This is a genomic window from Brevibacterium album DSM 18261, from assembly GCF_000426445.1.
Lineage (GTDB): Bacteria > Actinomycetota > Actinomycetes > Actinomycetales > Brevibacteriaceae > Brevibacterium > Brevibacterium album.
In genome coordinates, this window is sequence record NZ_AUFJ01000009.1 from 598,098 (window position 1) to 622,727 (window position 24,630).

Consider the following 24,630-nt stretch of genomic DNA (forward strand, 5'->3'; position numbering starts at 1 on the left):
AGAGGGAGCGGCACGGGTGAGAGCAGGGCCGAGCCGGGCGGAAGGGGCTCCTCAGCCGAAAGCCGACGGCGCTCTTCTGGCCAGAGGGGCTCGTCGAGTTCGTCCTCGAGCTCCATGAGCTCACGCGCCGCACGCACGCGCTCTGCACGCAGCTCACGCCGGAACTCGATGACCGCCTCCCTGCGCAGCCGAGTGTGCGAGCCTACGGCGTGCGAAGGCAGGCGCCCCGATCTGATGTGCTTCATGAGGGTCGGCCTGGAGATGCCGAGCATATCGGCGGCAGTGGTCGTCGTCACGATCTCCGGAACCCTGCCGATCGTAATCCCCTCACCGGCAGCAACCGACTCGAGGACCGCCTCGATGAGCGACGCGACCTCGGCAGGCAGCTCAGACCTGCGGAGAGTCCAGTCATCCTGAGTTCGCAGGGTCCTGCTCAGCAATCGACCGGTCAGCTCCGGCGTTTCCGAACCGAATGTGATGTCACGGGTGCGCGCGGACACGGCCTCCCCGCCCGCCCCGGCTCCGGCCCCAGAGAGCTGCGCCCTGAGCTCAGAGCTTCATGACGACCGTCTTCGTCTGCGTGTACTCGTCGAAGGCCTCGATCGACTTCTCACGCCCGTAGCCGGATTTCTTGAACCCGCCGAACGGCAGCTCCACTCCCCCGCCCGCGCCGTAGGTGTTGACGAAGACCTGGCCGGCCTCGATCCCGGCGGCCATGCGGTGGGCCCGGGGCAGGCTCTGCGTCCACACGGCCGAGACGAGGCCGTAGTCCGTGCCGTTGGCGAGCGCGAGCGCCTGCTCGTCCGACTCGAACGAGGTCACCGCGACGACGGGGCCGAACACCTCCTCCTGGAAGATCCGCTGCTCCGGCGTGACGGCGTCGACGAGGGTGGGGGCGATGAAGGCGCCGTCCGCGAGCTCCGACGGCAGGTCCTCGGGGCGCGACCCGCCCGTCACCACCTGTCCGCTGCCGAGCTCATCGAGGAAGCCCTGCACGCGCTCCTGCTGCTTCGCGGACACGAGCGGCCCCAGACCGGGATCGTCGAGTCCGCGCCCCATCGTGAGCGCCCGCATCGCGCCGGCCGTCTTCTCCACGACCTCGTCGTGGACGTCCGCGTGGACGAGGAGGCGGGAGCCTGCCGAGCACGTCTGGCCCGCGTTCTGCACGATCGAGCGGACGAGGCTGGGCAGCGCCGCATCGACGTCCGCATCCGCGAACACGACGTTGGCGGACTTGCCGCCCAGCTCCAGGACCGTGGGGATGACCCGTTCGGCGGCGGCGTGGGCGATGACCGAGCCCGTCACGGTCGAGCCCACGAAGCCGAGGTGCGCCACACCGGGGTGGTTCGCGAGCGCCGCGCCGGCCTCGGCGCCGAAGCCCGTGACGACGTTGAACGCCCCGCGGGGGAATCCCGCCTCCGCGATGAGCTCCGCGAGGCGGACGGTGGAGCGCGGCGTCTCGTCCGCAGGCTTCGCGACGGCGCAGTTGCCGGTGGCCAGAGAGGTCGCAGCGGCCCGGCCCACGAGCTGCAGGGGGTAGTTCCACGCGACGATGTGGCCGGTCACGCCGTAGGGCTCGCGGCGCGTGTACACGTGCATGTCCTCACCCAGCGGAATCTGGTGGCCGTAGTAGGCCTCGATGGTGTGTCCGTAGAACTCGAAGTAGCGCGCGCAGACGTCCACATCCGCATATGCCTGCGTGAGCGGCTTTCCGGTGTCCTCGGACTCGAGGCGGGCGAGGTGCTCGCGGTCTCTGCGGATGAGCGCGGCGGTGCCGACGAGGAGCTTCGCGCGCTGTTCCGGTGAGGACCTCCGCCATTCGCGCTGCGCCTGCGCCGCCGCGGCGACCGCCCTGTCCACCTCGTCCGCACCCGCGCGGGAGACCTCGCCGAGGGAGCGCGCGGTGGCGGGGTCGATGTTGGGGTAGGTGCTCACGGAGGGGACGTGCCTGCCGCCGATGAACGATGTGGTCTGGGAGGTCTGCGCAGTCATGGCGCCATTCAACACCAGTCGCGGGTGAGGGGGAACACGCCTCCTGCGTTCTGGGATGGGGTGCCGCCGGCAGGGGCAACCGGGCCAGAGCTCAGCTCAGCGGGTGTCCCTCCGCGGTGAAGAGCGGCACGAGGCCCGAGAGGTCCGAGCGCGTGCCCGAGGCCTCGATGCGGTTGCCGGCGACGGCCTCGGCGTAGTCCAGCCGCCCCGTCACGATCCCGAGCCACACCTCGGGCGAGGTCTCCACCGTATTGGGCGGCGTGCCGCGCGTATGGGCGGGGCCGGCGACGGCCTGCGTCACCCCGAACGGGGGCACGCGCACCTCGACGCTGCCGCCCTCGTGCCGCACCGCGAGCTCCTCGAGCGTGAAGCGCACGGCCGTCGCGAGCGTACGCCGGTCGACCGGCGCCCCCGCGTTCTGCACGGCCGTGCACCAGACCTGCAGAGCGTGGATGCCCGCCGCGGGGTCCGTCCTGCGCTTCCGGCTCATCGTGTGCTCCTCATGTCGATCCTCTCCGTTCCTCTGTGCTCTCGCCCGCGGAGCTCCTGCCCGCGGACCCGCACGCTCACCGCGCCCAGCCCCCCGGGACGCCCAGCGGCTTCGCGCCCAGCGGCTTCGCGCCCAGCACATCCAGCGCCTCGACCAGCCCCGCGCCCGGATGCACCGCACCCGCCCGCACGGTCGCGCCGCCCTCACCGCTGCCGCCGGTCACGGCGGGCACGACGGCGACCAGGGCCTCGGCGGCGGCCTGCGGATCCACCGCGCCAGCCGCAGCCAGCAGATTCAGTCCCGCGAGCTCGGCGGGCCGGTCCGAGCCGTCGAGGCACTTGAGCGCGAGCGACCAGCCCTCCGGTGTCGCGAGGACGAGCACGCCCTCCGCCCCGCCCTTGGCGAAGATGCCCAGCCGCTCGATCACGACCGTGTTGCTGCGGCCCTCGCCCTGGATGCCCCAGGGATGCGCGAGCACGCCGTCCATGAGCGTGCGCGTCTCCGGGGACTCGCCCCGGGCGAAGCGGCCGATCGCCCGGGCCAGGCCCGTGAGCGGCAGCGCGTGCACGGGGGCGCCGCAGCCGTCGGTGCCCACCGCGGCCGAGGGCGCGCCCGCGAACTCCTCCACCACGCGCGCGACCTCCCGCTGCACCGGATGGTCCGGCGCGAGGTAGTCCTCCGTCGTGTGCCCGCCGGCCACCGCCGCCATGAGGAAGGCCGCGTGCTTGCCCGAGCAGTTGAAGTGCAGGCGGGAGAGCTCGTGCCCGGCCTCGCGCCGCGCGAACCGCGTGGCTCCGTGCGCCGGGGGCGAGGCGGGGCAGCGCAGCGCGCTCTCGTCCAGGCCCGCCGAGGCCAGCATCGCCTCGACCGTGTCGATGTGCCGCTGCTCGGAGCGGTGGGAGGCTGTCGCGAGCGCCGCCGAGGCGCCCTCCACCCGTGCGCCCGCCCGCAGGCTCGCAACCGCCTGGAGCGGCTTGAGCGCGGAGCGGACGAAGACCGGCGCCTCGACCGCACCCAGGCGGCACACGACGGTCCCGTCCGGGTCCATGAGCACGGCAGCGCCGAGGTGGCGGGACTCGACGAAGCCCGAACGCTCAACCACGGCGAGCTCGACGGCCTGCTGTGCCGTGAGGGTCTGCGCTGCCGTGAAGGTCTGCGCCGCGCGTGGCAGCTGCGCGGCGCCCGGCCCTGCGGTATGCGCCCGTGCGCCGTTCACCTGCGCGCCGTTCACCTCCGTACCGTTCACCTGCGCGCCGGTCACCCGTGCGCCGCGGCGATCGCGTCCATCGCCGCGGGGTCGGAGTCCGAGAGGAACTTCGTGACCCGCTGGGCCTCCTCGGCCTCGCCGATCGCACCGGCCGCACGCCCGAGCGCATACAGCGCCCGCAGGAATCCGCGGTTCACGGTGTGCTCCCAGGGGATGGGCCCCACCCCGCGCCAGCCGGCGGCCCGCAGGGCATCGAGCCCGCGGTGGTAGCCGACACGCGCATAGGCGTAGGAGTCGACATAGCGGCCCTCCACGAACGCCTCATCGGCGAGCTCGGCCCAGGCGAGGCTCGAGGCTGGCAGGGCGGCCGCCAGGTCGAGGGGCTCCTCCCCCTCCTCCAGCCGCCGCAGCGCCTCCACGTCCGGGTGGTCGTCCGGCAGGTACGTGGGCTGCGGGCCCAGCTGCGAGGGATCGAGGCTGCCGATGTGCGAGGGATTGCCCAGGTTCTGTGCCATGCGCCCCACTGTATCGCCGGGGTGCGCCCCGGCGGCGACTTGCACCCCCGTCGCCACCCCTTATGCCGCTGAACGCCCCGTCATGAGTGAACGTCCAGCGGCATAAGGGGTGGCGAGTTGGTGCAGGATGCGCTCAGTCTCCCGAATTCGAGGGCTGGACCGCGAAGGGGTTCTCGGCGAACGCGCCGAAGACCCCGTGTTCGGCGAACTCCTGCAGCTGCGCCTCCGATTCGACGCCGGCGGCCCACACCTCGATCCCGGCGTCCGTCCACGCGCCGATGGCCTCGGCGCTCAGCCCCTCCGCGTCCGCGGGCAGGGCGACCATCGTGAAGCCGGCCTCGGCGAGTGCGGCCGGGTCGGCACCCGAGTCTGCGGCTCCCCCCTCCGCACCGGCCTGACCCGCACCTGCGCTGTCAGCGTCTGCACCGGGGTCCGCGGTATCCGCACCGACGCCTGCGGAGCCCGCGCTGCCTCCCAGCGCGCCCGTGAACAGCACGGGGGCGCCCGCGGCCGAGGCGATTCCGGCCAGCGCGGGATCCGCCGTCCGGACGATGACCGCATCGAGCCGCTCACGCTCCTCGGCCGCGCTCAGCACGGCGTCGAGCTCGCTCTCCGTGTCCACCTCCGGCATGAACACAGTGCTGAGAGCATGGTCCTCATAGACATCGGCCCATGTCACCGGGGTACCGGAGCGTCCGCCGTCCTCCGGGGAGGGGATGGAACCGGCTGCGAACTCCTCGGAGTTCAGCTCGGCATAGGGCCGTTCGAAGCCCGGTGCCGCCGAGGCCGCAGTGTCCTCCCCATCAGCCCCGGCAGCTCCATCAGCCCCGCCCTCATCCTGCGGCGAGGAGCCCAGCACCACGGTGCCGTCGGCGAGCTCCTGCAGCTCCACGGCGGGGAGGTAGCCGAACTTCACGTCCTCGCCCACCGCCTCTGCCGAGTTCGCGGGGTACACGGCGCTGCCGCCGTCCGTCGCCGCGACGACCGGCGAGTTCAGTCCGGCGACCGTGAGCCGCTCCTCCGGCCGAAGGAGGCTCCATGCGATGAGCCCCAGCACGCACAGGCCCACCACGGCGAGGGCGATGAAGGGAGCGCTGGTGCGCTGGCCCTTCCTCGCCTCGGCGGCGGCAGTGCGCTCCTCCCAGCGCTTCTGCCGGGCGGGGTCCTCGAAAGCCGCAGGGGCCGGTCCGCGCCTGCGTGAGCGCTCGAGGTTCTCCGGCGTGAGATCGGACAGATCCTCCATCCGCGGTCCCCTGCCGGAACCTCCCCGCTTCCTCTTCGCCACCTGTCATCCGCTCCTGTCCGCTTGCGCTCATCGTTCCGTTCGCGCGACACCCGTCTGCCCCGCGCCGCACATCACAGCGCGCTGTCCAGGACGATCCTCGCACCGCACCGCCGGGCTGCACAGGCCGACCGCACCCGCTCCTGCCTGCTCCGCCTTCGGCCCGGCCTCGGCCGCATACGCGCCGGCTGTCACCTGCTCCGATCGCGACTGGCCGCAGCCCCCGCCACCAGGCCGCGCAGGAAGCCCGCGCCCCAGGCCAGGTGCATGGTCGGCAGGACGGCGGAGAACCAGACGCGCTCGCGCAGGCCGGCGTCCTTCGCCCTCCACGCAGTGGCGACGATGCCTGCCACATAAGCGGTGCTCGGCACGTGCACGAGGCGCGTGAAGCGGCGCACCCAGCGCGGCCAGCGGCGGGTCGTCCCCGTGAGCTGCAGGACCGTCTCCGCGACCGCCGCGCCCACGCCGAGCACGAGCACCGGCGGGGCGAAATAGCGCAGGGAGTTCTTGGCGCCGTGGCGGCGGACGATCTCCGCGCGCCACACCCCGGTCGCGTAGAACTGCCGGGCCAGACGCGACCAGGTGTCACGCGGCCAGTAGGTCACGGTGAGCCCCGGCTCGAAGCGGATGACGCCGCCGGCCTCGCGGATGCGCAGGTTGAGCTCCCAGTCCTGGCCGCGGCGCAGGGTCTCGTCGAAGCCGCCCAGCACCTCGAACACCTCCCGGCGGAAGACGCCCAGATAGGCCGATTCGGCCTCTTGCGCCCGGTCGCCCGAGTGGTAGGCCGGTCCGCCCAGGCCCACCGGCGACATGTACGCCCGGGCCACGGCGCGCTGGAAGGCCCCGCGCCCGGCGGCCCGCATGAGCCCGCCCAGATTGGCCGCGCCCGTCCGGCGCAGCGCCTCGACGCCTGCCGCGGTGTAGTTCTCGGAGAGCTCCGAGTGCGCGTCCACCCGGATGATGACGGGATGGGAAGTGCGGGCGATCGCGAGGTTGAGTCCCACCGGTGTGTCCCCGGCGGGGTTGTCGACCGCGATGATCCGCTCGTCCTCGAGCGCGAGCTCCCGCACCGTCTCCGTGGTCCCGTCGGTGGAGGGGCCCAGGGCCAGCACGATCTCCTGCTCGCCTGCGTACTCCTGCGCGAGGATCCCGCGGACGGCGTCGGCCACGTGCCCGGCCTCGTTGAGCACCGGCATGATGTACGAGACGCCGGGGGCCTCGGGAAGCGCGGGAAGCGCCTCGGGAGCGAGGCTCCGGCGCACGGGGTGCCGGCTCATTTGAACTTCTCGTATTCCGCGACGACGTCCTTGGTCTCGCCGTCCGCGCGCAGCACGCCCTTCTCGATCCAGATGGTGCGGTTGCACGTGTCCCGGATGGAGCGCATGGAGTGCGAGACGAGGAAGACGGTGCCCGCGCGCTCGCGGATGCCGCGGATGCGGGCCTCGCTCTTGCGCTGGAACGCCTTGTCGCCCACGCTCAGCGCCTCGTCGACGATGAGGATGTCGTGCTCCTTGGCTGTCGCGATGCCGAACTTCAGGCGTGCGGACATGCCCGAGGAGTACGTGCGCATCGGCATGTCGATGAAGTCCTGCAGGCCGGTGAACTCGACGATCTCGTCGTAGCGGCCCTCGATCTCCTCCCGGCTGAGCCCCATCGCGAGGCCGCCGAGGATGATGTTCTGACTGCCGGAGAGGTCCGGGATGAGTGCGGCGCCGATGCCCAGGAGGTTGGGGCGGGTGCGCGCGTAGACGGCCCCGGCGCTGGCCGGCGTGAGGCCGGTGATGGTGCGCATGAGGGTGGATTTGCCCGAGCCGTTGGTCCCGATCACGCCGATCGACTCGTTCTCGTAGGCGATGAAGCTCACGCCCTTGAGCGCGTGGACCTTCTTCATGGAGCGCCTGCGCTGCATGAATCCTGAGACGCTGCCCTTGTCCACGCGCTTGCCGGTGGCGAGCACGCTGTACTCCACATGGACGTCGTCGCAGACGACCACGGGCTGGCCGTGCGGCTGCGAGGATGCGCCCGCGTCCGGCGTCGCGCCGTCAGTTCTCTCGGCCATACCGCTCCTCAGCCTTCCAGAAGAACACGATGCCCACCGCGAGCATCACGACGGCCCAGAGCGAGAACCGCCACCAGTAGTCCAGGGGCACCGCATAGCCGTCGAGGATGAGTCCGCGGGTGATGGCGAGCACCTCGTAGAGGGGGTGCCAGTCGAAGATCGGGGTGAGCATGGGGTGGTCCGCGAGGATCTTGGCCGGGTCGTAGAACACCCCGGCGGTGTAGAAGATCATCCGGGAGATGAAGGGGGTGAGCTGCGACAGGTCCCGCATGTGGACCGTGAGCCGGGCGAAGATGAGGGCCACGCCCTGGTTGAACATCCAGAACAGGACCATGAGCGGAAGGAGCAGCAGCCAGTCCCAGGTGGGCACGGAGCCCCAGAGGATCGCGATGCCCAGCATCATGAGCAGCGGCGGGACGAAGTTCAGGAGGTTCTCCAGCACCTTCGCGACCGGCAGCACCATGCGCGGGAACGGCAGGGACTGGACGAGGGCGGTGTTGTGGATGATCGACTTGGCGCCGGCATTCATCGAGGAGTTGAAGAACTCCAGGAGGAACACGCCCACCACCACATAGGGCACGAAGTTCTCCGGGCGCATGCCCGCGAGCACGAAACCGAACACCGTGCCGTAGATGAGCGCGGAGAACGTGGGCCGCAGCAGCACCCACAGCATCCCCAGCCGGTTGCGCTCGTTCTCGCTCCGGATCCGGAAGCGCGCGAGCGAGAGCGTGAAGTCCAGGCGCCTGAGCACCTGACCCAGATAGGCCCCCAGGGGTGGGCGCGCCCCCACGCGTTCGAGGCCGTGGGAGGCCGCCACCTGCGACAGATTCTCAGACACAGCGTTCTTTCGACGAGGGGTGCGGACTGTCAGAGTCTAGCGAAGGGCCCGCACCGCACCCTCTCAGCACACGCGAGGGTGGTGTGGAACTGGCCTCATCTACCGCGGTCCTCATCGGCCGTGAGCGGGGGGACGCTCAGGAGTCCGTGTCGGTGAAGCCCGCAGAGCCGCCTGCGCCCGAGGCGTCCTCGCCTCCGGCGGGAGCGCTCGCGGCCCCCTCGGTCGGCTCGGCCTCCGCCGAGGCCTCTGCCGAGGGATCCGCCGCCGCGCCGTCGCCCGTGAGCGGGAACGAGATCGCCAGCTCTTCGGTGGAGAACTCGGCTGTCTCCTCGGTCAGGGAGTATGGGTCCGACAGTCCTGTCCGGACGTCGCCGCTCAGGCTCACTGCTACGTCGGTCGTATCGATGGGCACTGAGGCAAAGGTCGTGACCTCGTCATCGGCGGAGAATCCCGGGAACGAGCCTGACTGATAATTGGACTCGTCCTCTGTCACAGTGCCGTCCACGTCCACGGACAGCTTCACGGCGAGTTCCTCGATACCGAATGCGCCTGAACCGCCACCGGCCTCGGCCTCGTAGTTCCAGTCGACGGCGAGCCATGCCTCGCCCGGCGCCGCCCAGCCGCCGTCCTGCGTCCACGCGGTCAGAGACGCCGAGGCGACCTGGAGATCATAGGAGACCGTCCCCTCCCCGTCCTCGCTGCCGTTGTACAACACCGTAAACTCACTGTCGTCCACAGGGAAGGTGTGGTGGGGCTCCTGGGTGGTGACGGGGCGGTAGTACGCGGCCGCGACGTCGTCCTCCTGCCGCTCTCCCGTGAGCACGTCGACGTACTGGTCGTGCCCCTCGGAGGAGACCACGAAGTGGGTGGAGCCGTCCTCCGGCGCGGAGACGAGGATGCGGTGGTCGGCCTGGCTGCCGAGCGGCTGGAGGTGGTTCTGCGCTCCCCCGGCCCGGATGGAGAGCTCGCTCGTGGTGCCGCTCTCGTGCTCGCCGCCGTACAGGTCCTCCTGGTCCCCGTGCGGCGTGAAGGTGAGGTCGACCACCCTCAGCTCCTCGCCCTCGGCGGCGATGTAGTCCAGCGGCTCCCCGGTCTCCTCGTCCGTCACCGCCTCGCGCTCGATCTCCTCGGCCGGCACCGCGCTCACGGCCTGGACCTCGTTGACCGTGAGGGTGCCCGTGGGTGTGATGATCTCACCGCGCTCCGGGCGCAGCGTGTCCGTGACCGTGACGTTCTGCGAGATGTCCTCGTAGAGGAACCCCTGCTCCACCTGCTCGCCCACGACCTCGGGGGCCGCGGACTCCTCGGCGAACTCGGCCTCGCCCTCGCCTCCGCCGCAGGCGCTCAGCGCCAGGGCGGACAGCGCGGCGGCGCCGAGGCCCAGGCGGGTCCGCGCCGCCCGGCGTCCCCGCGGAACCGCGCCGTGCGCGCGCGACGGCTCGGACGCCGGTGTCATCGTCATCTGCGACATGGGTGTCTCCTCTGCTTGTGTGCTTCCCGTCATCTGCGCCTCGTCTGTGCGCTGTTCACCCGTGAGTCGTGGCGCGGAGCCGATCGGTTGCATCCGATCGTCATTCGACGACACGGAAGGCTCGCCGCACCTCGAGATCGCTGCCGTCCGGCGCCTCCGCCCGCAGGACCAGCTCCGCCGAGCCCGGCGTCGTGGCGGTGACGGTGACCTCGGACTGATCTGCGACATAGCGCCTGCTCGGCAGGGTCCAGGCCCAGGAGTCCGCGCCCTCGACCTCTGCCGTGAAGACGGCGGGCTCCCCCACGGGCACCTCTTCGGGTCCGGTGATCGAGACGGAGGCCCCGTCCGCCTGCGCGGGCGGCGATTCCGCATCTCCGAAGGCCCAGCGGCCCAGGAGCACCCCGCCCACGAGCGAGGCGAGCAGGGCGGTCACCGCCGCAGTCCGCCGGATCCGCCTGCCCCACAGCCGCGCCCTCTGCTGCCGAGGCGTGAGCGGCCCCTGCGCGCCCGCCTCACCGCCGCGGCCATCCCCTTCGGCGGCCGCGGGCAGGTGGCCGCCCTGGCCGGTGCCGCCCTGGCCGGACGCGCCGCCGCCCGCACCGTGCGCATCCGCGAAGCCGCTCACCGCCTCGGGCGCGGGCGGGGCGAGCGCCTGCTCCACCTCCCGCAGCCACGCTTCGGCATCGGGCTGGCGGCGCTGCGGCCGCGTCGCCGTCCCGCGCTTGAGCACTTTCGCCAGGGCCGGGGGCGCACCTCCGTCCGCCAGCCATGCGAGCAGCGCGGACATCGCCCAGATGTCCGCGCGGATGTCCACGACGCCGGGGCCCTCCTGTTCGGGCGGGCGGAAGCCGTCGGTGCCGCCGGAGACCGTGAGGCCCGAGTTCACCGCGAGGTCCTTGCACATGCCGAGATCGGCGAGCAGCAGGCGCTCGTCGTCCCCGATCACGGCGGAGCCCGCGGCGGCCTCCTCGCCGAGCTGGCCCGGGGCCCGGGTGGACAGCAGCAGGTTGCCCGGGCTGAGATCACGGTGGACGAGGCGCTGACGGTGCACCGCGTCCACGGCGGCGGCCAGCGGACGGGCGAAGGCGAGCAGGTCATCGGGCGAGGCACGCCAGCCCTGCCCGCGCAGCCACTCGACGCGGTCGCGGAGGGTGCCCCTGTCCGCGTGCTCGAGCACGAGGTACGGCTGGTGCCGCTCGGATTCGCCGATGTCGTAGACGGACACCACATGAGCGCCGCCCACCCGGCGCAGGCTGCGGCCCTCCGCGATGAAGCGCTGGCGGATCTCGAGGTTGAGGCTGTGGTTCTCCGCGAGGATCTTGATCGCGACGACATCGTCGAGGCGTTCGTCCACTGCCCGGTGGACGGTGGCGTAGGAGCCCACCCCGATCGGCTGCTCCAGCCGGTAGTGGGCCAGCCGTGCGCTCACCCGGCTGCCTTGTCACAGCTCCGGGCCGGGGCTGCGCCCTCGCCGTCAGGCTCGTCCCTGAGCGCGCCGGCGACCATCGCCCGCCCGCGGCTCACCTGCGACTTCACCGTCCCGACGTTGCGGTCGAGCTGAGTTGCGATCTCCGCGTACGACAGCCCCTCCAGATCGCGCAGCACCACGGGCTCCCGGTAGAGCTCCGGCAGACCGTCGAGGGCACGGCGGACGGTGGCGCGGGTGGCGATGAGCGAACTCATCCGCACGGACGGGGCCTCCTCCTCGACCAGTGGGGCCGTGTCGCGCTGGCGGCGCAGGTGATCGGTGACCCTCCGCTGCACGATGGTGTGCACCCAGCTCGTGAACCTGCCGCCGCCGCGGTAGGCCCCGATCGACTGCACCACGGAGATCAGCGAGTCCTGCGCGACATCGTCCACCGCGCTCCGGTCCAGGAGCACTGCTCCCGCGAACCGATGCACCACCCCGGAGGCGTCGAGTGTCTCCACAAGGAGCTCGAGAGCCGCCCGGTCGGCGGCGGCGTGCGCGGCGAGGGCATCCAGGGCGTCTGCCGCCCGACCGCTCTCCACGAGGGACCGCGCGATGCGAGAGGCCGCGGCACGGCTCCCGTCCTGCAGCGCGCGGCTCAGCGCGTGCGGACCGTCAGGGTCTGATGCTGCTTCCTGCACATGCACCGCTGCGGACGCAGAAGACCGTTCATGAGCCGCCATGCGGGGAAGTCTACCGATATCCGCAGGTGGGTGCAGGAACCCGGCGGGTCCGAGGTGTCAGCGCGGCACCTCGAACCCGCCGGAAGCCTCAGGCCTCATGCGTCGCAGGGCAGGGGCAGGCACGCGGACACGAGCACCCCGGGCCTCTGCCCCGCCATCAGGACCGCGCCGAGCGAGGCGACCGCGAGGACGACGACGCCCGCACCGCTCGGGTGGCGATGAGTCCCTGCGGCGGTGATGCGGCTCAGTATGCGATCCAGTTGCCGTTGGCGTCGAGCGTGTAGCCGTCGACGGCCCCCATGACGCCGAGAGTGCCATCTGCCATGACGGATACGTTCGCCTCGGCGAATTCGTCGGTCCCGTCGGAGGACTCCTCATCGAGGATCGGGAACACGACCTCCACGCCCTCGTCCGGATCGCTCGCCGAGGTCGCACAGCGGTCGACGACGATCGCCGTCACCATGTCCTCGGAGATGTAGGTGCCGTGCTCGGGCGCATCCGGGTCGAATGCCGCCCCAGCGACGACGGAGGAGAATCCCAGCCGTTCGCCGAGGCTCTCCGCAGAGGAATTACCGTCCAGGGGAGCGCTGAGGACCTCAAGGGCATCATCGGCGTAGTCGATCCTGAGCTCGAGGGCGCAGTATTCGACCCCGGCGAGCTCACGCGCCTGTGCTCGATAGCCCTCGACGAGGAGACGATCCGACACCCCCTCGCCCACGGCCTCGCGGAGGTCCTCGGGAAGGGCGATGCGCAGCTTCGTGTCCGGTTCGACCCCCTCCACCTGGAACTCATAGGCGGTGCCGCCCCCGCATGCCGACAGCGCAATCGCCGCGGTTCCGCTGATCAGCGCCGCCCAGAGCGCGCGGCGACCATTGCGGCGGATGTTCGTTCCGTTCATGTCTTCTCGTCCTTTCGGTGCCGGTGGTGTCTCACCAGTGAGTCGCGGCCCGCGGCTCCGCGGTTGCATCGGTCTCGGAACTTCTTCAGACGCCGGTCCGCACGGGGCCGTACGCCGACGAGGCAGAGGTGCCCGCCGGCCTCGGAGATCCCGGTGCGAGGGTCGAGGCCGCAGGCCGCGCGGAACGGTCCCCCGTCCGCCGACCGAGCAGCGCCACCCCACGTCCGCGGCCCCGGTTAGGCTGGGAGCCGTGAAGGTACTCGTCATCGGCCCAGGCGCCCGCGAACACGCCCTTGTCTCCGCCCTCTCCCGCGATGACGGCGTCGAAGCCGTCATCGCAGCCCCTGGCAACCCCGGCATCGACCTCCTGTGCGAGACCCGCCCCGTCGACCAGACGGATCCCGAGGCGTGCGTCGCCCTCGCCCGGGAGCTCGACGTCAGCCTCGTGGTGATCGGGCCCGAGGCCCCGCTCGTCGCCGGTGTCGCGGATGCGCTGCGCGCCGCCTCGTTCCCGGTGTTCGGCCCCGGGCAGGAGGCCGCGACGCTGGAGGGCTCCAAGGCCTATGCCAAGGAGGTCATGGAGGCCGCAGGCGTGCCCACCGCGGCAGCCGTCGCCGCGACCACTCCCGCCGAGGCCCGCGCGGCCCTCGAGCGCTTCGGGGCTCCGCACGTCGTCAAGGCGGACGGTCTGGCCGCGGGCAAGGGCGTCGTCGTCACGGACGACTTCGACGAGGCCGTCGCCCACGCGGAGTCCTGCCTGTCCGCCTCCGACCGCGTGGTCATCGAGGAGTACCTCGACGGCCCCGAGGTCTCGCTCTTCGCGGTCTGCGACGGCACCGTCGCCGTGCCCCTGTCGCCAGCCCAGGACTTCAAGCGGATCGGCGACGGCGACACCGGCCCCAACACCGGCGGCATGGGCGCCTACTCGCCGCTGCCGTGGGCGCCTGCGGGCATGGTCGACGAGATCGTCTCCCGCGTGGCCCAGCCGGTCGTCGACGAGCTCGCCCGCCGCGGCAGCCCCTTCGCGGGCCTGCTCTACTGCGGCCTGGCGCTCACCTCGCGCGGCCTGCGGGTCATCGAGTTCAACGTGCGGTTCGGCGATCCGGAGACGCAGTCCGTCCTCGCGCGCCTGCGCACACCGCTCGCCGGCCTCCTGCTCGCCGCGGCCCAGGGCACGCTCGCGGAGCAGCCGCCCCTCGACTGGGACCCCCGCTCCGCCGTGACGGTGGTGCTGGCCGCGGCGAACTACCCCGAGGCCCCGCAGAAGGGCGATCCGATCGCCGGTCTCGAGGAGGCGCTCGCGCTCGAGGGCGTGGACGTCCTCCACGCCGGCACGAAGCTGTCGTCCGAGGGCGAGTTCCTCACCGACGGCGGGCGCGTGCTCTCGGTCGTGGCGCTCGGCGAGGGCCTGGCCGAGGCGCGGGCGAAGGCCTATGAGGCCGCCTCCCTCATCAGTTGGGACGGCATGCAGCTGCGCTCCGACATCGCGCTCCGGGCCGAGCGCGGCGAGATCGAGGTGCCCGAGGCGAGCGCGGGGGCGAGCTCCGCAGGGACGAACGCGGCAGCGGCGGTGGCCCGCGCCTCGGCGGAGGCGCCCGCGTTGCCGGGCTGGAAGCATGCCTATTCCGGCAAGGTGCGCGATCTCTACATCCGCGCGGGCGCGGTGGATCTGGCGAGTGCGGACGAGGTGCTCATGGTCGCCTCGGACCGCATCAGCGCCTACGACTGGGTGCTGTCCACGGAGATCCCGGACAAGGGCAAGGTGCTCACCGGTCTGTCCGTGTGGTGGTTCGACCAGCTCAGCGACCTCGTGGGCAGCCATGTGGTGAGCGTGGACGTGCCCGCGGAGGTCGCGGGCCGCGCGCTCATCTGCAGGCGGCTGGACATGTTCGAGGTGGAGTGCGTGGCGCGCGGCTTCCTCACCGGCTCCGGTCTCGCCGACTACCGTCGCACCGGTGCCGTCTGCGGCAATGAACTGCCCGCCGGGCTGGGCGAGGGCAGCCGTCTGGAGCCGGCGATCTTCACTCCGGCGACCAAGGCCGCGGTGGGCGATCACGACGAGAACATCGACTTCGGCCGCACCGTCGAGCTCTTGGGCCAGGAGGACGCCGAGGCGCTGCGCGACCTCACCCTGCGGGTCTACGAGCGTGCCCGTGAGCTCGCGGGCGAGCGCGGGATCGTCCTCGCCGACACCAAGTTCGAGTTCGGCCGGGACGCCTCCGGCGCCATCGTGCTGGGAGACGAGGTGCTCACCCCGGACTCCTCGCGGTTCTGGGATGCGGCGACGTTCGTCCCCGGCGAGGCCGCGGAGAGCTTCGACAAGCAGTTCGTGCGCGACTGGCTGACGTCCCCGGAGTCCGGCTGGGACAAGTCAGGGACGGTGCCTCCGCCGGAGCTGCCCGCCGAGGTCGTGGAGCGCACCCGTGCCCGCTACCTCGAGGCGTTCGAGCGGATCACCGGGCAGCCGTTCCCGGGCTGAGCGGGGTTCCCGCACCGGAGCGCGTGCGCATTCCCAAATGGGGAGGCCGCGCCTCCCGGGCTGAGCGGCCGCGTTCCGGCAGAACCCGCGCCCCGCTCGAGGAGCCGGCAGTCCCGGGCTGAGAAGCTGCCGGACAGGGCTGGGAACCTCTGAGGCCGACCTCACGCGTGAACACACGGAGCCGATCTGCCAGCCGGAGCCGCAGACTTCCGGCGCCGGTCCGCTTCCCGGCCAGGCTGCCTTCCCACTGGGGAAACAGTGCATGCAGGTGACCCTTGCGTGCACTGCTCCCCAGCCGGAATCGTCACCGGGGCGCGTCGTCCTGTGTGCTCCCGCACATTCACACCGCGGAGCGCACATCCGTACGCGCGAAGTCGTCTCCCTTGAACAGCAGCGGCTCATCGCGTTCCACGGCGAGCGCATAGGAGAAGCAGTCCCCGAAGTTCAGCTGCGCCGGGTGCCCCATGCCCTTGCCGTAGTCCCGGTACGCCTGCCGGGCGATGCGCGCCTGCGCGGCTGTGACGGGTGCTAGCTGAATCCGACCAGCATCCATGAGGTTCTCCGCCATGCGAATGAGCGCCGAGGCCCTGCGTCTTTCCAGCACGATGCCGAACTCGAGATAGGCGGCGGCTGACATCGCATTGCCCTCGCCGCTCGCATCAAAAGCGAAAAGCCGTTGCTCGAACGCCGGACCTTCAGGCTCCCTGTCGATGATCGCCACCATCGCTGAGGTATCGATGATCATGCCGGGAGACCGTCCTCATCATAGAGAAAATCCGTGCTCAGCGGCCCACCGGTCTCCGCGAGGATCTTCCGCATCTCCTCGAGCGTCTCATCGAAGCGCCGCCATCGCTCCGCACGCTCGGCCTCCTCCGCCGCATCCCGCTCCGCCTCTGCGCGCTCGATGTCCGCGAGGTACTTCTCCAGCGCCTCCTCGATCACGCCGGTCTGCGTCTTCCCCGTCTTCGCAGCGGCCGCGCGCGCCAATGCGTGGACTCGCGGGTTCTTGATGTTGAGGCTCATGTGCACCTCCCTTCTCCGAGTTCCAGGCACCGAGTTCCAGGCTCCTGGTCTCCGCCTTCCGATGTCCTTCGAGCCCATCATTTTACACCTTTACACCACAGGATTACACCCTTCTACCCTGTTCTGTGAGAACGGCCGTTCCGGGCAATTCCCCGTTCTCAGGAGACCCACCCCATCAGCTCCCGAAGACCTGACCGATCACCGGCCGAGGCGGAAGGCATCGCCCTGCGGGACCCCCGCCAGCTCCCGGCACAGGGTGAGCGCGTCGAACACGGGCAGGCCCACCGCCCGGGCGAGCGTCTCCGCGTACGGCGGCAGGTTGGTGCACTCGAGCAGGATCGCCCGCACCTCCGGATGCTCTTCCACCAGCGCACGCCCGACGTCCACCACCTCCGCACACACGGCCTCCGGGGACAGCGGCCGCGTCTGCTTGAGGATCGCGCCGCGAAACGCCGGCTTCCCCTGCATCCCCGCGACCACGGTGCCGGCAAAGGCCACAGCACCGGCACCAGCACCAGCACCGGCACCAGCACCAGCACCAGCACCAGCACCAGCACCAGCACCAGCACCAGCAGTGTGCCCTCTCCCGCTCCGCCTGGGCACGCTCCCCTCAGCGCCTCCGACGCCTCTCACCGAGCTTCCCGCTGCGGTCCCTGCCTCACCCGGCGGGACGGCGCCACACGCCGTGAAGTGCTCGCGCGTGAGCCGTGCGCTGTCGGCGGTGATCACGCCCACGAGCCCGTACTCCCGCTGCAGCGGTCCCAGCAGGCACAGCGCTGAGGCCGCGAAGGGCACCGCCACCCGCGCCGCAAGTTCCCGCTGGTGGCGGGCCATGAACCCGCAACTCGTGGTGATCGCAGCGACGCCGGCCTCCACGAGTGCAGCGGCATGTTCCGCGAACAGGTCCACGAGCCCGTCGTCCTGCCGGCCGATCACCCGCGCGACCGTGGCACCCGGCACCGTGCGGAAGAGCGCGGGCGCGTCGACGCTCACCCGGCGGCCGAGAGCTCCCGTCCGTCCGAACGTCTCCGGGCGGGCGAAACTCCCCACCCCCTCGAACGTCTCCGGGCAGCCGACGTCACCGGGTATCCGCGCGAACCCCGCATCGAGCACGAGGACGCCGAGGCACGCACCTCCGTCCTCGACTCCCGCAGGCCCCGCAGCCCCCACACCGCTCACCGCACCCGCTGCACCCTCCGCGCCTTCGGCGCCCTCCGTACCCTCGGCACCCACGGCCTCCACCCGCTCTCGTCTCATTCCGCGCTCATGTCTCATTCCACTGCGCTCAGCACCCGCTCGGACGAAGCAGAGGGAGACACGAGTCGAAAACGAGACGCGAGTCGAAAGCAGGGCGCCAGCGGAGGACGAGACGCGCGCGGAAAGAGGGGCATCCTCACACCAGCAGGGCGACGACGCCCACCGCAATGAGGAAGAGGGAATTGGGGAGCGCGAGCACCATGACCTTCACGGGGTCCACCTTGGTGCTGAGGCTGCCGCCCACGAGTCCCACCACCACGAAGGCAGTGAGGCCCACCGGCGGCAGGTTCTGCGCGGCCGCCGCGATATGGCTCATGCTCAGCGCGATGTTGAAGGGGTCCACCCCGGTCTGCTCGAGGATGGGCGAGAGGAAGGGCACGACGACCGTCTGAGCCGCCGTCTGCGAACCCGTGAGCATGCCCAGCACGAGGATGGCCCCCACTCCCACCGCGGTCACGGAGCCGCCCTGCATGCTCTGGGCGAGTTCGGCGACGGTGTCCACGAGGCCGGAGGCGTAGACCATCCCCACGAGGAAGCCCGCGCACAGCTGCAGGCGGACCGTCACGGTCACCTTCTTCAGGCCGTCGGCGAGCGTTGCGACCGGAGCGCGGCGGACCTCGGGGTACAGGAACGACAGCAGCGCCGCCACGCCGATCGCCATCACGACCGGATTCGCGAAACCGCTCAGGATCGGCACGCTCTCCAGCGCCGCGGTCAGGTGCGAGAGACCCGGGACCGCCGTGAAGACGTTGATCCCCCATCCCGTGTTGAGCAGGACGATCGCGAGCAGCACCAGCATCGGGACGAAGGTGTGCCCCTTGGTCCGCAGCAGCGTGCGCACCCGCGGAGGCGCAGCGGCGAGTGCAGCGCCCTCGCCGGTTCCGGCAGCGTCTGCATCGGAGACCGCGCCCGAGGCGCCCGCACCTGCCCGGAGTCCGGGGCCCGTTCCGCTGGCGGCGCCTGCCGCCTCGGCGGCCTTCCCCTTCCGCACGAAGCGGAAGGATTCGAGGATCGCGAACACCAGCGCGGCGCCCACCGTGAGGAAGGCGATGCGGATGACGGGGCCGGGATCCGTGCCCACGAGGGAGGATGAGAGCAGGATCGCCTGGCTGACCGGCGGCATGATCGAACCCAGCGAGGCGCCCACGAGGATGATCATGCCGATCTGCACGGGCCGCACCCCCATCGCCGCGAGCGAGTGGATGACGAGGAAGCCGATCACCGTCGCCGTCGCGATCGCATCGCCCAGCAGGGAACCGCCGATCACGAGGGTCACGAACGTCGCGGCGATGAGGCCGCGGGGCGAATCGCCGAACACCCTGCGCAGGAGCGCCATCGTCGAGTCGATGGTGCCCATCCGCACCTGGGTCTCGGCGTAGATCGCACCCAGCAGGCTCAGTGCGATCACCCAGGCCATCCTGTCGATGCCGTCCACCGCTCCCAGCAGGGCCTCGAGCGGTCCCACGCCGGCGAGCACCGCGATCGACAGCCCGCAGATGAGCAGGGCCGCCTCCACGCTGCCGCCGATCAGCGGAATGCGCTTGACGAGGATCACCCCGAACAGCAGGACCATCGGCACCACGATCACCGCAAGCTGCTCCACGGTGCACCCCTCTTCGCCTCCCCGTCGTGCGGGGACTTCCGTGCCGCTCCCGGCCGGTGCGACGTCTGCGGAAAGGGTACTGTGTCCCCGGACACCTCGTGAATGCGGTCCGGCTGCCGAACGCAGCACCGCACAGGCGTCCCAGCAGGCTGACGCACGCCCCTCCAGCCGCGCATCCCGCCCATCGGAGCATCAGCCCCGGCACCGTCTCGCGGCCGGTAGACTGGTCCGGCATTCCACCCTCCCCCTCTTTCAAGGAGTACGCGCGCATGGGACGGATCGTCGTCGAAGTCATGCCCAAGCCTGAGATCCTGGACCCGCAGGGCAAGGCGATCCGGTCCGGTCTCGAGCGCATGGGGCTCAGCGCCTTCGCGGACGTCCGCCAGGGCAAGCTCTTCCACCTCGACGTGGAGGGCCCGGTCACGGATGAGGCCCTGGCCGCCGCGCGCGAGGCCGCCGGCACCCTGCTCTCGAACCCCGTCATCGAGGACGTCATCGCCGTGCGCGAGGCGACCCCGGAGGAGGCCGCGCAGTGAGCGCCCGCACCGCCGTCGCCTCCGCGACTCCGCTTGTGGCCGACCTGGGCGCCGACGCCCCCATCCCGGGTGCCGATGCGCTCCGCGTGGGCGTCGTCCGGTTCCCCGGTTCGCTCGACGAACGCGATGCCCAGCGCGCCGTCACCCTCTCCGGCGCCCAGGCAGTCTCCCTGTGGCACGGCGACGATTCGCTGGGCGATGTGGACGCCGTCATCCTGCCCGGCGGGTTCTCCTACGGCGACTACCTGCGGTGCGGGGCGATCGCGAAGTTCGCGCCGGTGATGGAGAAGGTCGTCGACGCCGCGAACGGCGGCATGCCGGTGCTCGGCATCTGCAACGGCTTCCAGATCCTGTGCGAGTCCCACCTGCTGCCCGGCGCCCTCATCCGCAACAGCCACCAGCACTTCATCTGCCGCGATCAGGCTCTCACCGTCGAGAACGCCGACACCGCATGGACCCGCTCGTACACCGCCGGCGAGGAGATCATCATCCCGCTGAAGAACGGCGAGGGCGGGTACGTCGCGGACGAGGCGGTCCTGGACGAGCTCGAGGCCACCGGCCGCGTCGTGGCGCGGTATGCGGGCGTCAACCCCAACGGCTCACAGCGGAACATCGCCGGCATCGCCAATGAGCGCGGCAATGTCGTGGGGCTCATGCCGCACCCGGAGCATGCGGTCGAGGCCGGGTTCGGCCCGGACGCCGCCTCCGGCATGCGGGCGGGCGTGGACGGCCAGGGCTTCTTCACCTCGGTGCTCCGCTCGCTGCTCTCGCAGTGACGGAAGGCCCTCCGCCCGGCGCTCCTCCGCGGCCACCGGAACCGCCGCCGAGACCGTCCGCGCCACCTGCCGCGCCGGTCCCGCACAGCGCGCAGACGGCAGGCGGCGGGCCGGCAGCCGGGCACGCGCAGGCACGTCCGGCACACGCGGACCCTGTCCGAAGGGTCAGGGCGCAGGCCGCAGCACCTCCTCCCCGCCCCACCGGGGCGGCCTCGGCTCCGGCACAGGCCTCAGCGTCCGCCGACGCGGCCTCGGCCCCCGCTCGAGCCTCGGCGCACCTGCGGGTCTCGGCCCGCGAGGCAGCCGAACGCACCGTGCTCCGGTCACGCACGCGCCGGGACCGCCGGGCACGGCACCTGAAGCGCCTCCAGCGCCTCGCCGGCCTGGTGGTCCTCATCCCCGGGACCGTGCTGTGCGCGCTGCTGGTCCTGTTCCCCTCCGGTCAGGCGATCGGCCGGGCGAACCATCGGGTGTGGGAGATCTTCCAGGCGCTGTTCGGGTGGCTGCCATACGCCGAGGCCTTCACCGCCCACCGTCTCGAGATGGTGTGGAACATCGTCATGTTCGTGCCGCTGGGCCTCGGTCTGGCGCTGCTGCTCCCGCGCTGGTGGTGGGTCGCGGTCCTGCACTTCACCAGCGTGGGCATCGAGACGATCCAGCTGGTGCTCTACAGCTCGCGGCAGTCCTCGGCTGTCGACGTCGTCATGAACGCCACCGGCGGCATCATCGGCGTGGGCGCCGGGATCGCTCTCGACCGGTGGCGCAGGAGCCGCAGCGGGGCCGCTGCCTCCGCCTCGAACGCCGAGGGCTCCTCCGGGGGCCGTGCCTCCGCCTCGGGCGCCCATCCGCCTTCCGCCTAGACCGTGAACCCCCTCCCCGGCGCAGGCCCCTTCCACGACGCAAGCCGCCCCTGCCGACACGGGCGGCTCCACTACCCTGGGAGCATGAGCGATTCCCTGCAGAACCTGGTCGACCGCGCCGTCTTCCTCTCCACGGAGGTCCAGCACCACTTCGGCAGGCTGATCGCCGGGGCGGAGTTCGACATCGACTTCTCAGCAGCCCCGCGCCTGCGCTTCACTCCCGCTCCCGCGGCAGGCGGCACCGCACAGGCCGCGGGCAGCGGGACATCCAGGAAGTCCGGGGCAGGAAAGGGAGGGGGCTCCGGACAGGGTGCCGCCGCCTCGGACTCGCCTGCCCAGCGGGAGCTCACGCTCCGCCCGCACATGGTGGGCTCGGACGTCAGCCGCGCCCGCGAGGCCAACTGGCACTGGGGCTGGACGAACGACTCGGGCTTCCCCGAACCGGTCATCGCCCTCTCCCACCGCATCCGCGAGTACGGCGAGGCGCACGGCATCCCGGAGCTCACGGCCCCGGAGGTGCCGCTCGACTCGGAGGCGCTGCCCGCGCGGCTGACGCTCGCGGCCAAGGCCGTCACCGGCGCCTGGGCCCACTACCCCGCACAGGCCGGGGGCGGGACGACGGTGTGGGTGCTCATCGACGACGCGCAGCTGGCCCTGGGAGAGCCGGAGCTGCGGAAGACCGTCCGGGCGATCGCCGGAGGGATCACGGACAACGAGGTGGCCGACCACAGGGCCGCGCTCGAATCGTACTTCCGGCTGCGCGGACTGCGCTCGGCCCCTCTGCCGGACGGCGGCGTCCGCTTGCTGTGCGCCGACGGCAGCGCCGACATCACGTTCGACGAAGCGGGCAGGATCGCCTCGTGCCAGGCCAGCCCCGGCCTCGAAGGCGAGGCGGCGGAGCAGTTCGCCGCTGTCGAAGCGCCCGTCGCCGAGGCCGTGTTCGGCACCGTGACGGTTCCCGAGGCCGGTGCCGTGCCGGACGCTCCCGCAGCTGAGGCGGGGACGGCCGCGGCGGAGCGGGAGGTCGCGGCGGAGCGTGCGGTTGCTCAAGAACGTGCGGTTGCTCAGGAGCAGACAGCCGAAGTTGCGGAGCAGGCGGAGAAGGCCGAGGCCGTGCGGAGCGAGGCGCCCGCCGCCGAGACGGAGACCGCTGCTGTGGAGAACCCAGCGGCCGAGGAGGTCGTTCAGGAGCAGCCGGCTCAGCCCGGGCAGGCGGATGCAGAACAGGCCGGCGTCAAGGCGGAGCAGCCGGAGAAGAGGGGCTTCTTCAAGCGCCTGTTCGGCCGCTGAGAGATTTCGCCTCCAACGTCTGGGAGGTTTTTACGGTGCGGGCACCCTGCATGGTGCCCGCACCGTAAAAACCTCCCAAGGGCAGAGCCCCGGATCGTTCAGAGCCCCGAATCGCTCAGGACCCGCTGCCGCCGCTCTGCTCCGTGCGCTGCACGACGGGCAGCAGGAGCATGCCGCACAGGAGGGCGACGGCGGCTCCGAGTGCGGCGCCGGCCACGGTGTCCGTGAGCCAGTGCACCGCGAGGGCCGTGCGTGAGAACGCCATGAGTGCCGTCCAGAGAATCCCCGCGAGCAGCACCGGCACACGCGGGAACAGGAGCCAGAGGACCACCGCGACGGTCGCCGCGTTCGCGGTGTGTCCGGAGGGGAACGAACCGAAGTCGGAGGCCACCAGCATGTCCTCGGGCCGCGCCCGCGCCACGAGGTGCTTGACCGCCTGCACCGTGAGGGCGCTGGCGGCGAACGCCGTGAGCGCGAAGACCGCCGCCCGCCATCCGTGCCGCCACCACAGCAGCGCGGCGATGAGCAGGGGCACCGCGAAGACGCCGATGGGACCCGCGCCCACGTGGTCGAGCACATGTGAGAGCGTCAGCACCACGGACGTCTGCGCGGCGAGCACGGCATCGTGCCACCACAGATCCAGCGGCGTCCCGCCTGCGGGTGAGACGAGCACCCAGACGCCGAGGACGGCGACCACCGCCAGCAGCACGGACACGGCTGCGGCCAGGGGCCTCGCTCGTTCGCGTCTCACTCCGCGCTCCCGTCTCATTCCACTGCGCTCAGCGCCCGCTTCGACGAAGCACACTGAGACATGAACGGAGAAATGCACCCCCGGTTCCGGCGAGATCAGCCGGCCGCGGCGGGCGCTGGCTCCCGGGCGAACGCTGGCTCCCGGGCACCCGCCTCGGCAGCGGTCTCCCCGGCTCCGCACCCGCCGCAGTGCGGCCGCAGCCCCGCCGCGGTGCATGCCTCGCAGCGGAGGAACTGCGTGCGGCACTCCTCGTGCGCGCAGTTGACGAAGAGCGGAGTGCGCTCACCGCAGTGCACGCAGGAGCCCAGCGACTGCGCCCCTTCGCCGAACTCCATGTGCATGCGGTTGTCGAAGACGTAGAGCGAGCCCTCCCACAGCCCGGCGTTGCCGAATGCCTCGCCGTAGCGGACGATGCCGCCGTCGAGCTGATAGACCTCCTCGAAGCCGCGGCTCACCATGAGCGCGCTGAGCACCTCGCACCGGATGCCGCCCGTGCAGTAGGTGACGACGGCCTTGTCCTTGAGGTGGTCGTATCTGCCGGAGTCCAGTTCCGCGAGGAAGTCCCGCGTGGTCGCGGTGTCCGGGACCACGGCGTCCCGGAAGCGGCCGATCTCCGCCTCCATGGCATTGCGGCCGTCGAAGAGGACGACGTCCTCGCCGCGTTCGGCCACGAGCCGGTGCAGCGCTCCGGGCCCCAGATGCGTGCCGCCGCCGGCCACCCCGTCCTCCGTGACGACGAGCTCCTCGGGGGCGCCGAAGGAGACGAGCTCCGGCCGGACCTTCACGCTCAGGCGCGGGAAGTCGTCGCCGGTGCCGTTCGACCATTTGACGTCCGCGCCCCGGAACGGCGCATAGGACCTCGTCTCGCGCACGTACTGCTTGACGGCGCGGACGTCCCCGCCCACCGTGGCGTTGATCCCGTGCGCGGAGATGATGATCCGCCCCTTGAGCCCGTGCTCCCGGCACAGGGCGGTCTGCCAGAGCCGGACCGCCTCGGGATCCGCCAGCGGGGTGAAGACGTAGAAGAGCACGATCTTGGGAACGGACATGGGGACGATTCTACGGCGACGGCCCGGATACCATAGGTGCCAGCACACGAACCACCAGAACGCATGAGCGCACGCGTTTGAGCACGCATGAGTGCGAGCACCA

23 protein-coding genes and 1 pseudogene are annotated in these 24,630 nt (G+C 71.5%); 5 read left to right on the forward strand and 19 right to left on the reverse strand.

Features of this window, described 5'->3' with window-relative positions:
• Positions 1-164 precede the first annotated feature (164 nt).
• From K318_RS25790 to K318_RS0102850, 13 genes and pseudogenes are all read right to left on the reverse strand, one after another.
• Positions 165-500, reverse strand: a pseudogene (locus tag K318_RS25790) (helix-turn-helix domain-containing protein); the annotation flags it as partial.
• 49 nt (positions 501-549) lie between these two features.
• Entirely contained in the window at positions 550-1,992 is a 1,443-nt protein-coding gene (locus K318_RS0102795; protein WP_029088346.1) for an aldehyde dehydrogenase family protein, read from the reverse strand.
• Positions 1,993-2,083: 91 nt separating this feature from the next.
• Complete coding sequence (locus K318_RS0102800) at positions 2,084-2,482, reverse strand: sterol carrier family protein (protein WP_029088347.1); 399 nt, start codon at positions 2,480-2,482, stop codon at positions 2,084-2,086.
• A gap of 76 nt (positions 2,483-2,558) precedes the next feature.
• Entirely contained in the window at positions 2,559-3,743 is a 1,185-nt protein-coding gene (locus tag K318_RS18910) for an asparaginase (protein ID WP_245579739.1), read from the reverse strand.
• On the reverse strand, positions 3,740-4,204 hold the full coding sequence (locus K318_RS0102810) for a DUF3151 domain-containing protein (protein ID WP_029088348.1): 465 nt from the start codon (positions 4,202-4,204) through the stop codon (positions 3,740-3,742). Before K318_RS0102810 ends, K318_RS18910 begins: the two co-directional genes overlap by 4 nt.
• A 133-nt stretch (positions 4,205-4,337) precedes the next feature.
• Positions 4,338-5,447, reverse strand: coding sequence for a hypothetical protein (locus K318_RS0102815; RefSeq protein ID WP_029088349.1), 1,110 nt, complete (start codon positions 5,445-5,447; stop codon positions 4,338-4,340).
• Positions 5,448-5,677: 230 nt separating this feature from the next.
• Positions 5,678-6,763, reverse strand: coding sequence for a glycosyltransferase family 2 protein (locus K318_RS0102820; protein WP_035280206.1), 1,086 nt, complete (start codon positions 6,761-6,763; stop codon positions 5,678-5,680).
• On the reverse strand, positions 6,760-7,545 hold the full coding sequence (locus K318_RS0102825; RefSeq protein ID WP_029088351.1) for an ABC transporter ATP-binding protein: 786 nt from the start codon (positions 7,543-7,545) through the stop codon (positions 6,760-6,762). The genes K318_RS0102820 and K318_RS0102825 overlap by 4 nt, the downstream gene beginning before the upstream one ends.
• Positions 7,529-8,383, reverse strand: a complete 855-nt coding sequence (locus K318_RS0102830; protein WP_245579740.1) for an ABC transporter permease — start codon at positions 8,381-8,383, stop codon at positions 7,529-7,531. The genes K318_RS0102825 and K318_RS0102830 overlap by 17 nt, the downstream gene beginning before the upstream one ends.
• A gap of 136 nt (positions 8,384-8,519) precedes the next feature.
• On the reverse strand, positions 8,520-9,854 hold the full coding sequence (locus tag K318_RS0102835; protein ID WP_029088353.1) for a hypothetical protein: 1,335 nt from the start codon (positions 9,852-9,854) through the stop codon (positions 8,520-8,522).
• Between the two features lie 100 nt (positions 9,855-9,954).
• Complete coding sequence (locus K318_RS0102840) at positions 9,955-11,283, reverse strand: protein kinase domain-containing protein (protein WP_029088354.1); 1,329 nt, start codon at positions 11,281-11,283, stop codon at positions 9,955-9,957.
• Positions 11,280-12,005: an RNA polymerase sigma factor gene (locus K318_RS23360; protein ID WP_084499531.1), complete on the reverse strand. Its 726-nt coding sequence runs from the start codon at positions 12,003-12,005 to the stop codon at positions 11,280-11,282. The genes K318_RS0102840 and K318_RS23360 overlap by 4 nt, the downstream gene beginning before the upstream one ends.
• Before the next feature lie 244 nt (positions 12,006-12,249).
• On the reverse strand, positions 12,250-12,903 hold the full coding sequence (locus K318_RS0102850) for a hypothetical protein (protein WP_029088355.1): 654 nt from the start codon (positions 12,901-12,903) through the stop codon (positions 12,250-12,252).
• Positions 12,904-13,153: 250 nt separating this feature from the next.
• On the opposite strand from K318_RS0102850, the gene purD reads away from it, so the two are divergent.
• Positions 13,154-15,382 carry a phosphoribosylamine--glycine ligase gene (purD, locus tag K318_RS23365; RefSeq protein WP_029088356.1) on the forward strand — a complete coding sequence of 743 codons (2,229 nt, stop codon included), beginning with the start codon at positions 13,154-13,156 and terminating at the stop codon, positions 15,380-15,382.
• A gap of 340 nt (positions 15,383-15,722) precedes the next feature.
• Here purD and K318_RS0102860 read toward each other — a convergent pair whose 3' ends face one another.
• The 4 genes from K318_RS0102860 to K318_RS0102875 form a co-directional block, all read right to left on the reverse strand.
• Positions 15,723-16,127, reverse strand: a complete 405-nt coding sequence (locus tag K318_RS0102860) for a type II toxin-antitoxin system VapC family toxin (protein WP_029088357.1) — start codon at positions 16,125-16,127, stop codon at positions 15,723-15,725.
• Entirely contained in the window at positions 16,124-16,405 is a 282-nt protein-coding gene (locus K318_RS18930; protein WP_035280208.1) for a type II toxin-antitoxin system VapB family antitoxin, read from the reverse strand. Before K318_RS18930 ends, K318_RS0102860 begins: the two co-directional genes overlap by 4 nt.
• A 198-nt stretch (positions 16,406-16,603) precedes the next feature.
• Positions 16,604-17,662 (reverse strand): aspartate/glutamate racemase family protein, encoded by a 1,059-nt coding sequence (locus tag K318_RS23370; protein WP_156913745.1) that lies wholly within the window; start codon positions 17,660-17,662, stop codon positions 16,604-16,606.
• Between the two features lie 136 nt (positions 17,663-17,798).
• On the reverse strand, positions 17,799-19,265 hold the full coding sequence (locus K318_RS0102875; protein ID WP_029088359.1) for a TRAP transporter large permease subunit: 1,467 nt from the start codon (positions 19,263-19,265) through the stop codon (positions 17,799-17,801).
• 269 nt (positions 19,266-19,534) lie between these two features.
• Here K318_RS0102875 and purS point away from each other — a divergent pair, with 269 nt between their 5' ends.
• The 4 genes from purS to K318_RS18945 all read left to right on the forward strand — a co-directional run bounded on the left by purS (position 19,535) and on the right by K318_RS18945 (position 22,727).
• On the forward strand, positions 19,535-19,801 hold the full coding sequence (gene purS, locus K318_RS0102880; protein ID WP_029088360.1) for a phosphoribosylformylglycinamidine synthase subunit PurS: 267 nt from the start codon (positions 19,535-19,537) through the stop codon (positions 19,799-19,801).
• 35 nt (positions 19,802-19,836) lie between these two features.
• Positions 19,837-20,577 carry a phosphoribosylformylglycinamidine synthase subunit PurQ gene (gene purQ / locus K318_RS0102885; RefSeq protein ID WP_051297531.1) on the forward strand — a complete coding sequence of 247 codons (741 nt, stop codon included), beginning with the start codon at positions 19,837-19,839 and terminating at the stop codon, positions 20,575-20,577.
• A gap of 314 nt (positions 20,578-20,891) precedes the next feature.
• A complete protein-coding gene (locus tag K318_RS24930) occupies positions 20,892-21,437 on the forward strand; it encodes a VanZ family protein (RefSeq protein WP_051297381.1) in 546 nt (181 codons plus the stop codon).
• Between the two features lie 84 nt (positions 21,438-21,521).
• Positions 21,522-22,727: a DUF6882 domain-containing protein gene (locus tag K318_RS18945; RefSeq protein ID WP_035280210.1), complete on the forward strand. Its 1,206-nt coding sequence runs from the start codon at positions 21,522-21,524 to the stop codon at positions 22,725-22,727.
• A 115-nt stretch (positions 22,728-22,842) separates the two neighbouring features.
• On the opposite strand, the gene K318_RS0102900 is transcribed toward K318_RS18945, so the two are convergent.
• Both K318_RS0102900 and trhO read right to left on the reverse strand, forming a co-directional pair.
• Complete coding sequence (locus K318_RS0102900) at positions 22,843-23,478, reverse strand: phosphatase PAP2 family protein (protein ID WP_035280212.1); 636 nt, start codon at positions 23,476-23,478, stop codon at positions 22,843-22,845.
• 95 nt (positions 23,479-23,573) lie between these two features.
• Positions 23,574-24,527: an oxygen-dependent tRNA uridine(34) hydroxylase TrhO gene (gene trhO, locus K318_RS18950; protein WP_084499537.1), complete on the reverse strand. Its 954-nt coding sequence runs from the start codon at positions 24,525-24,527 to the stop codon at positions 23,574-23,576.
• Positions 24,528-24,630: the final 103 nt, after the last annotated feature.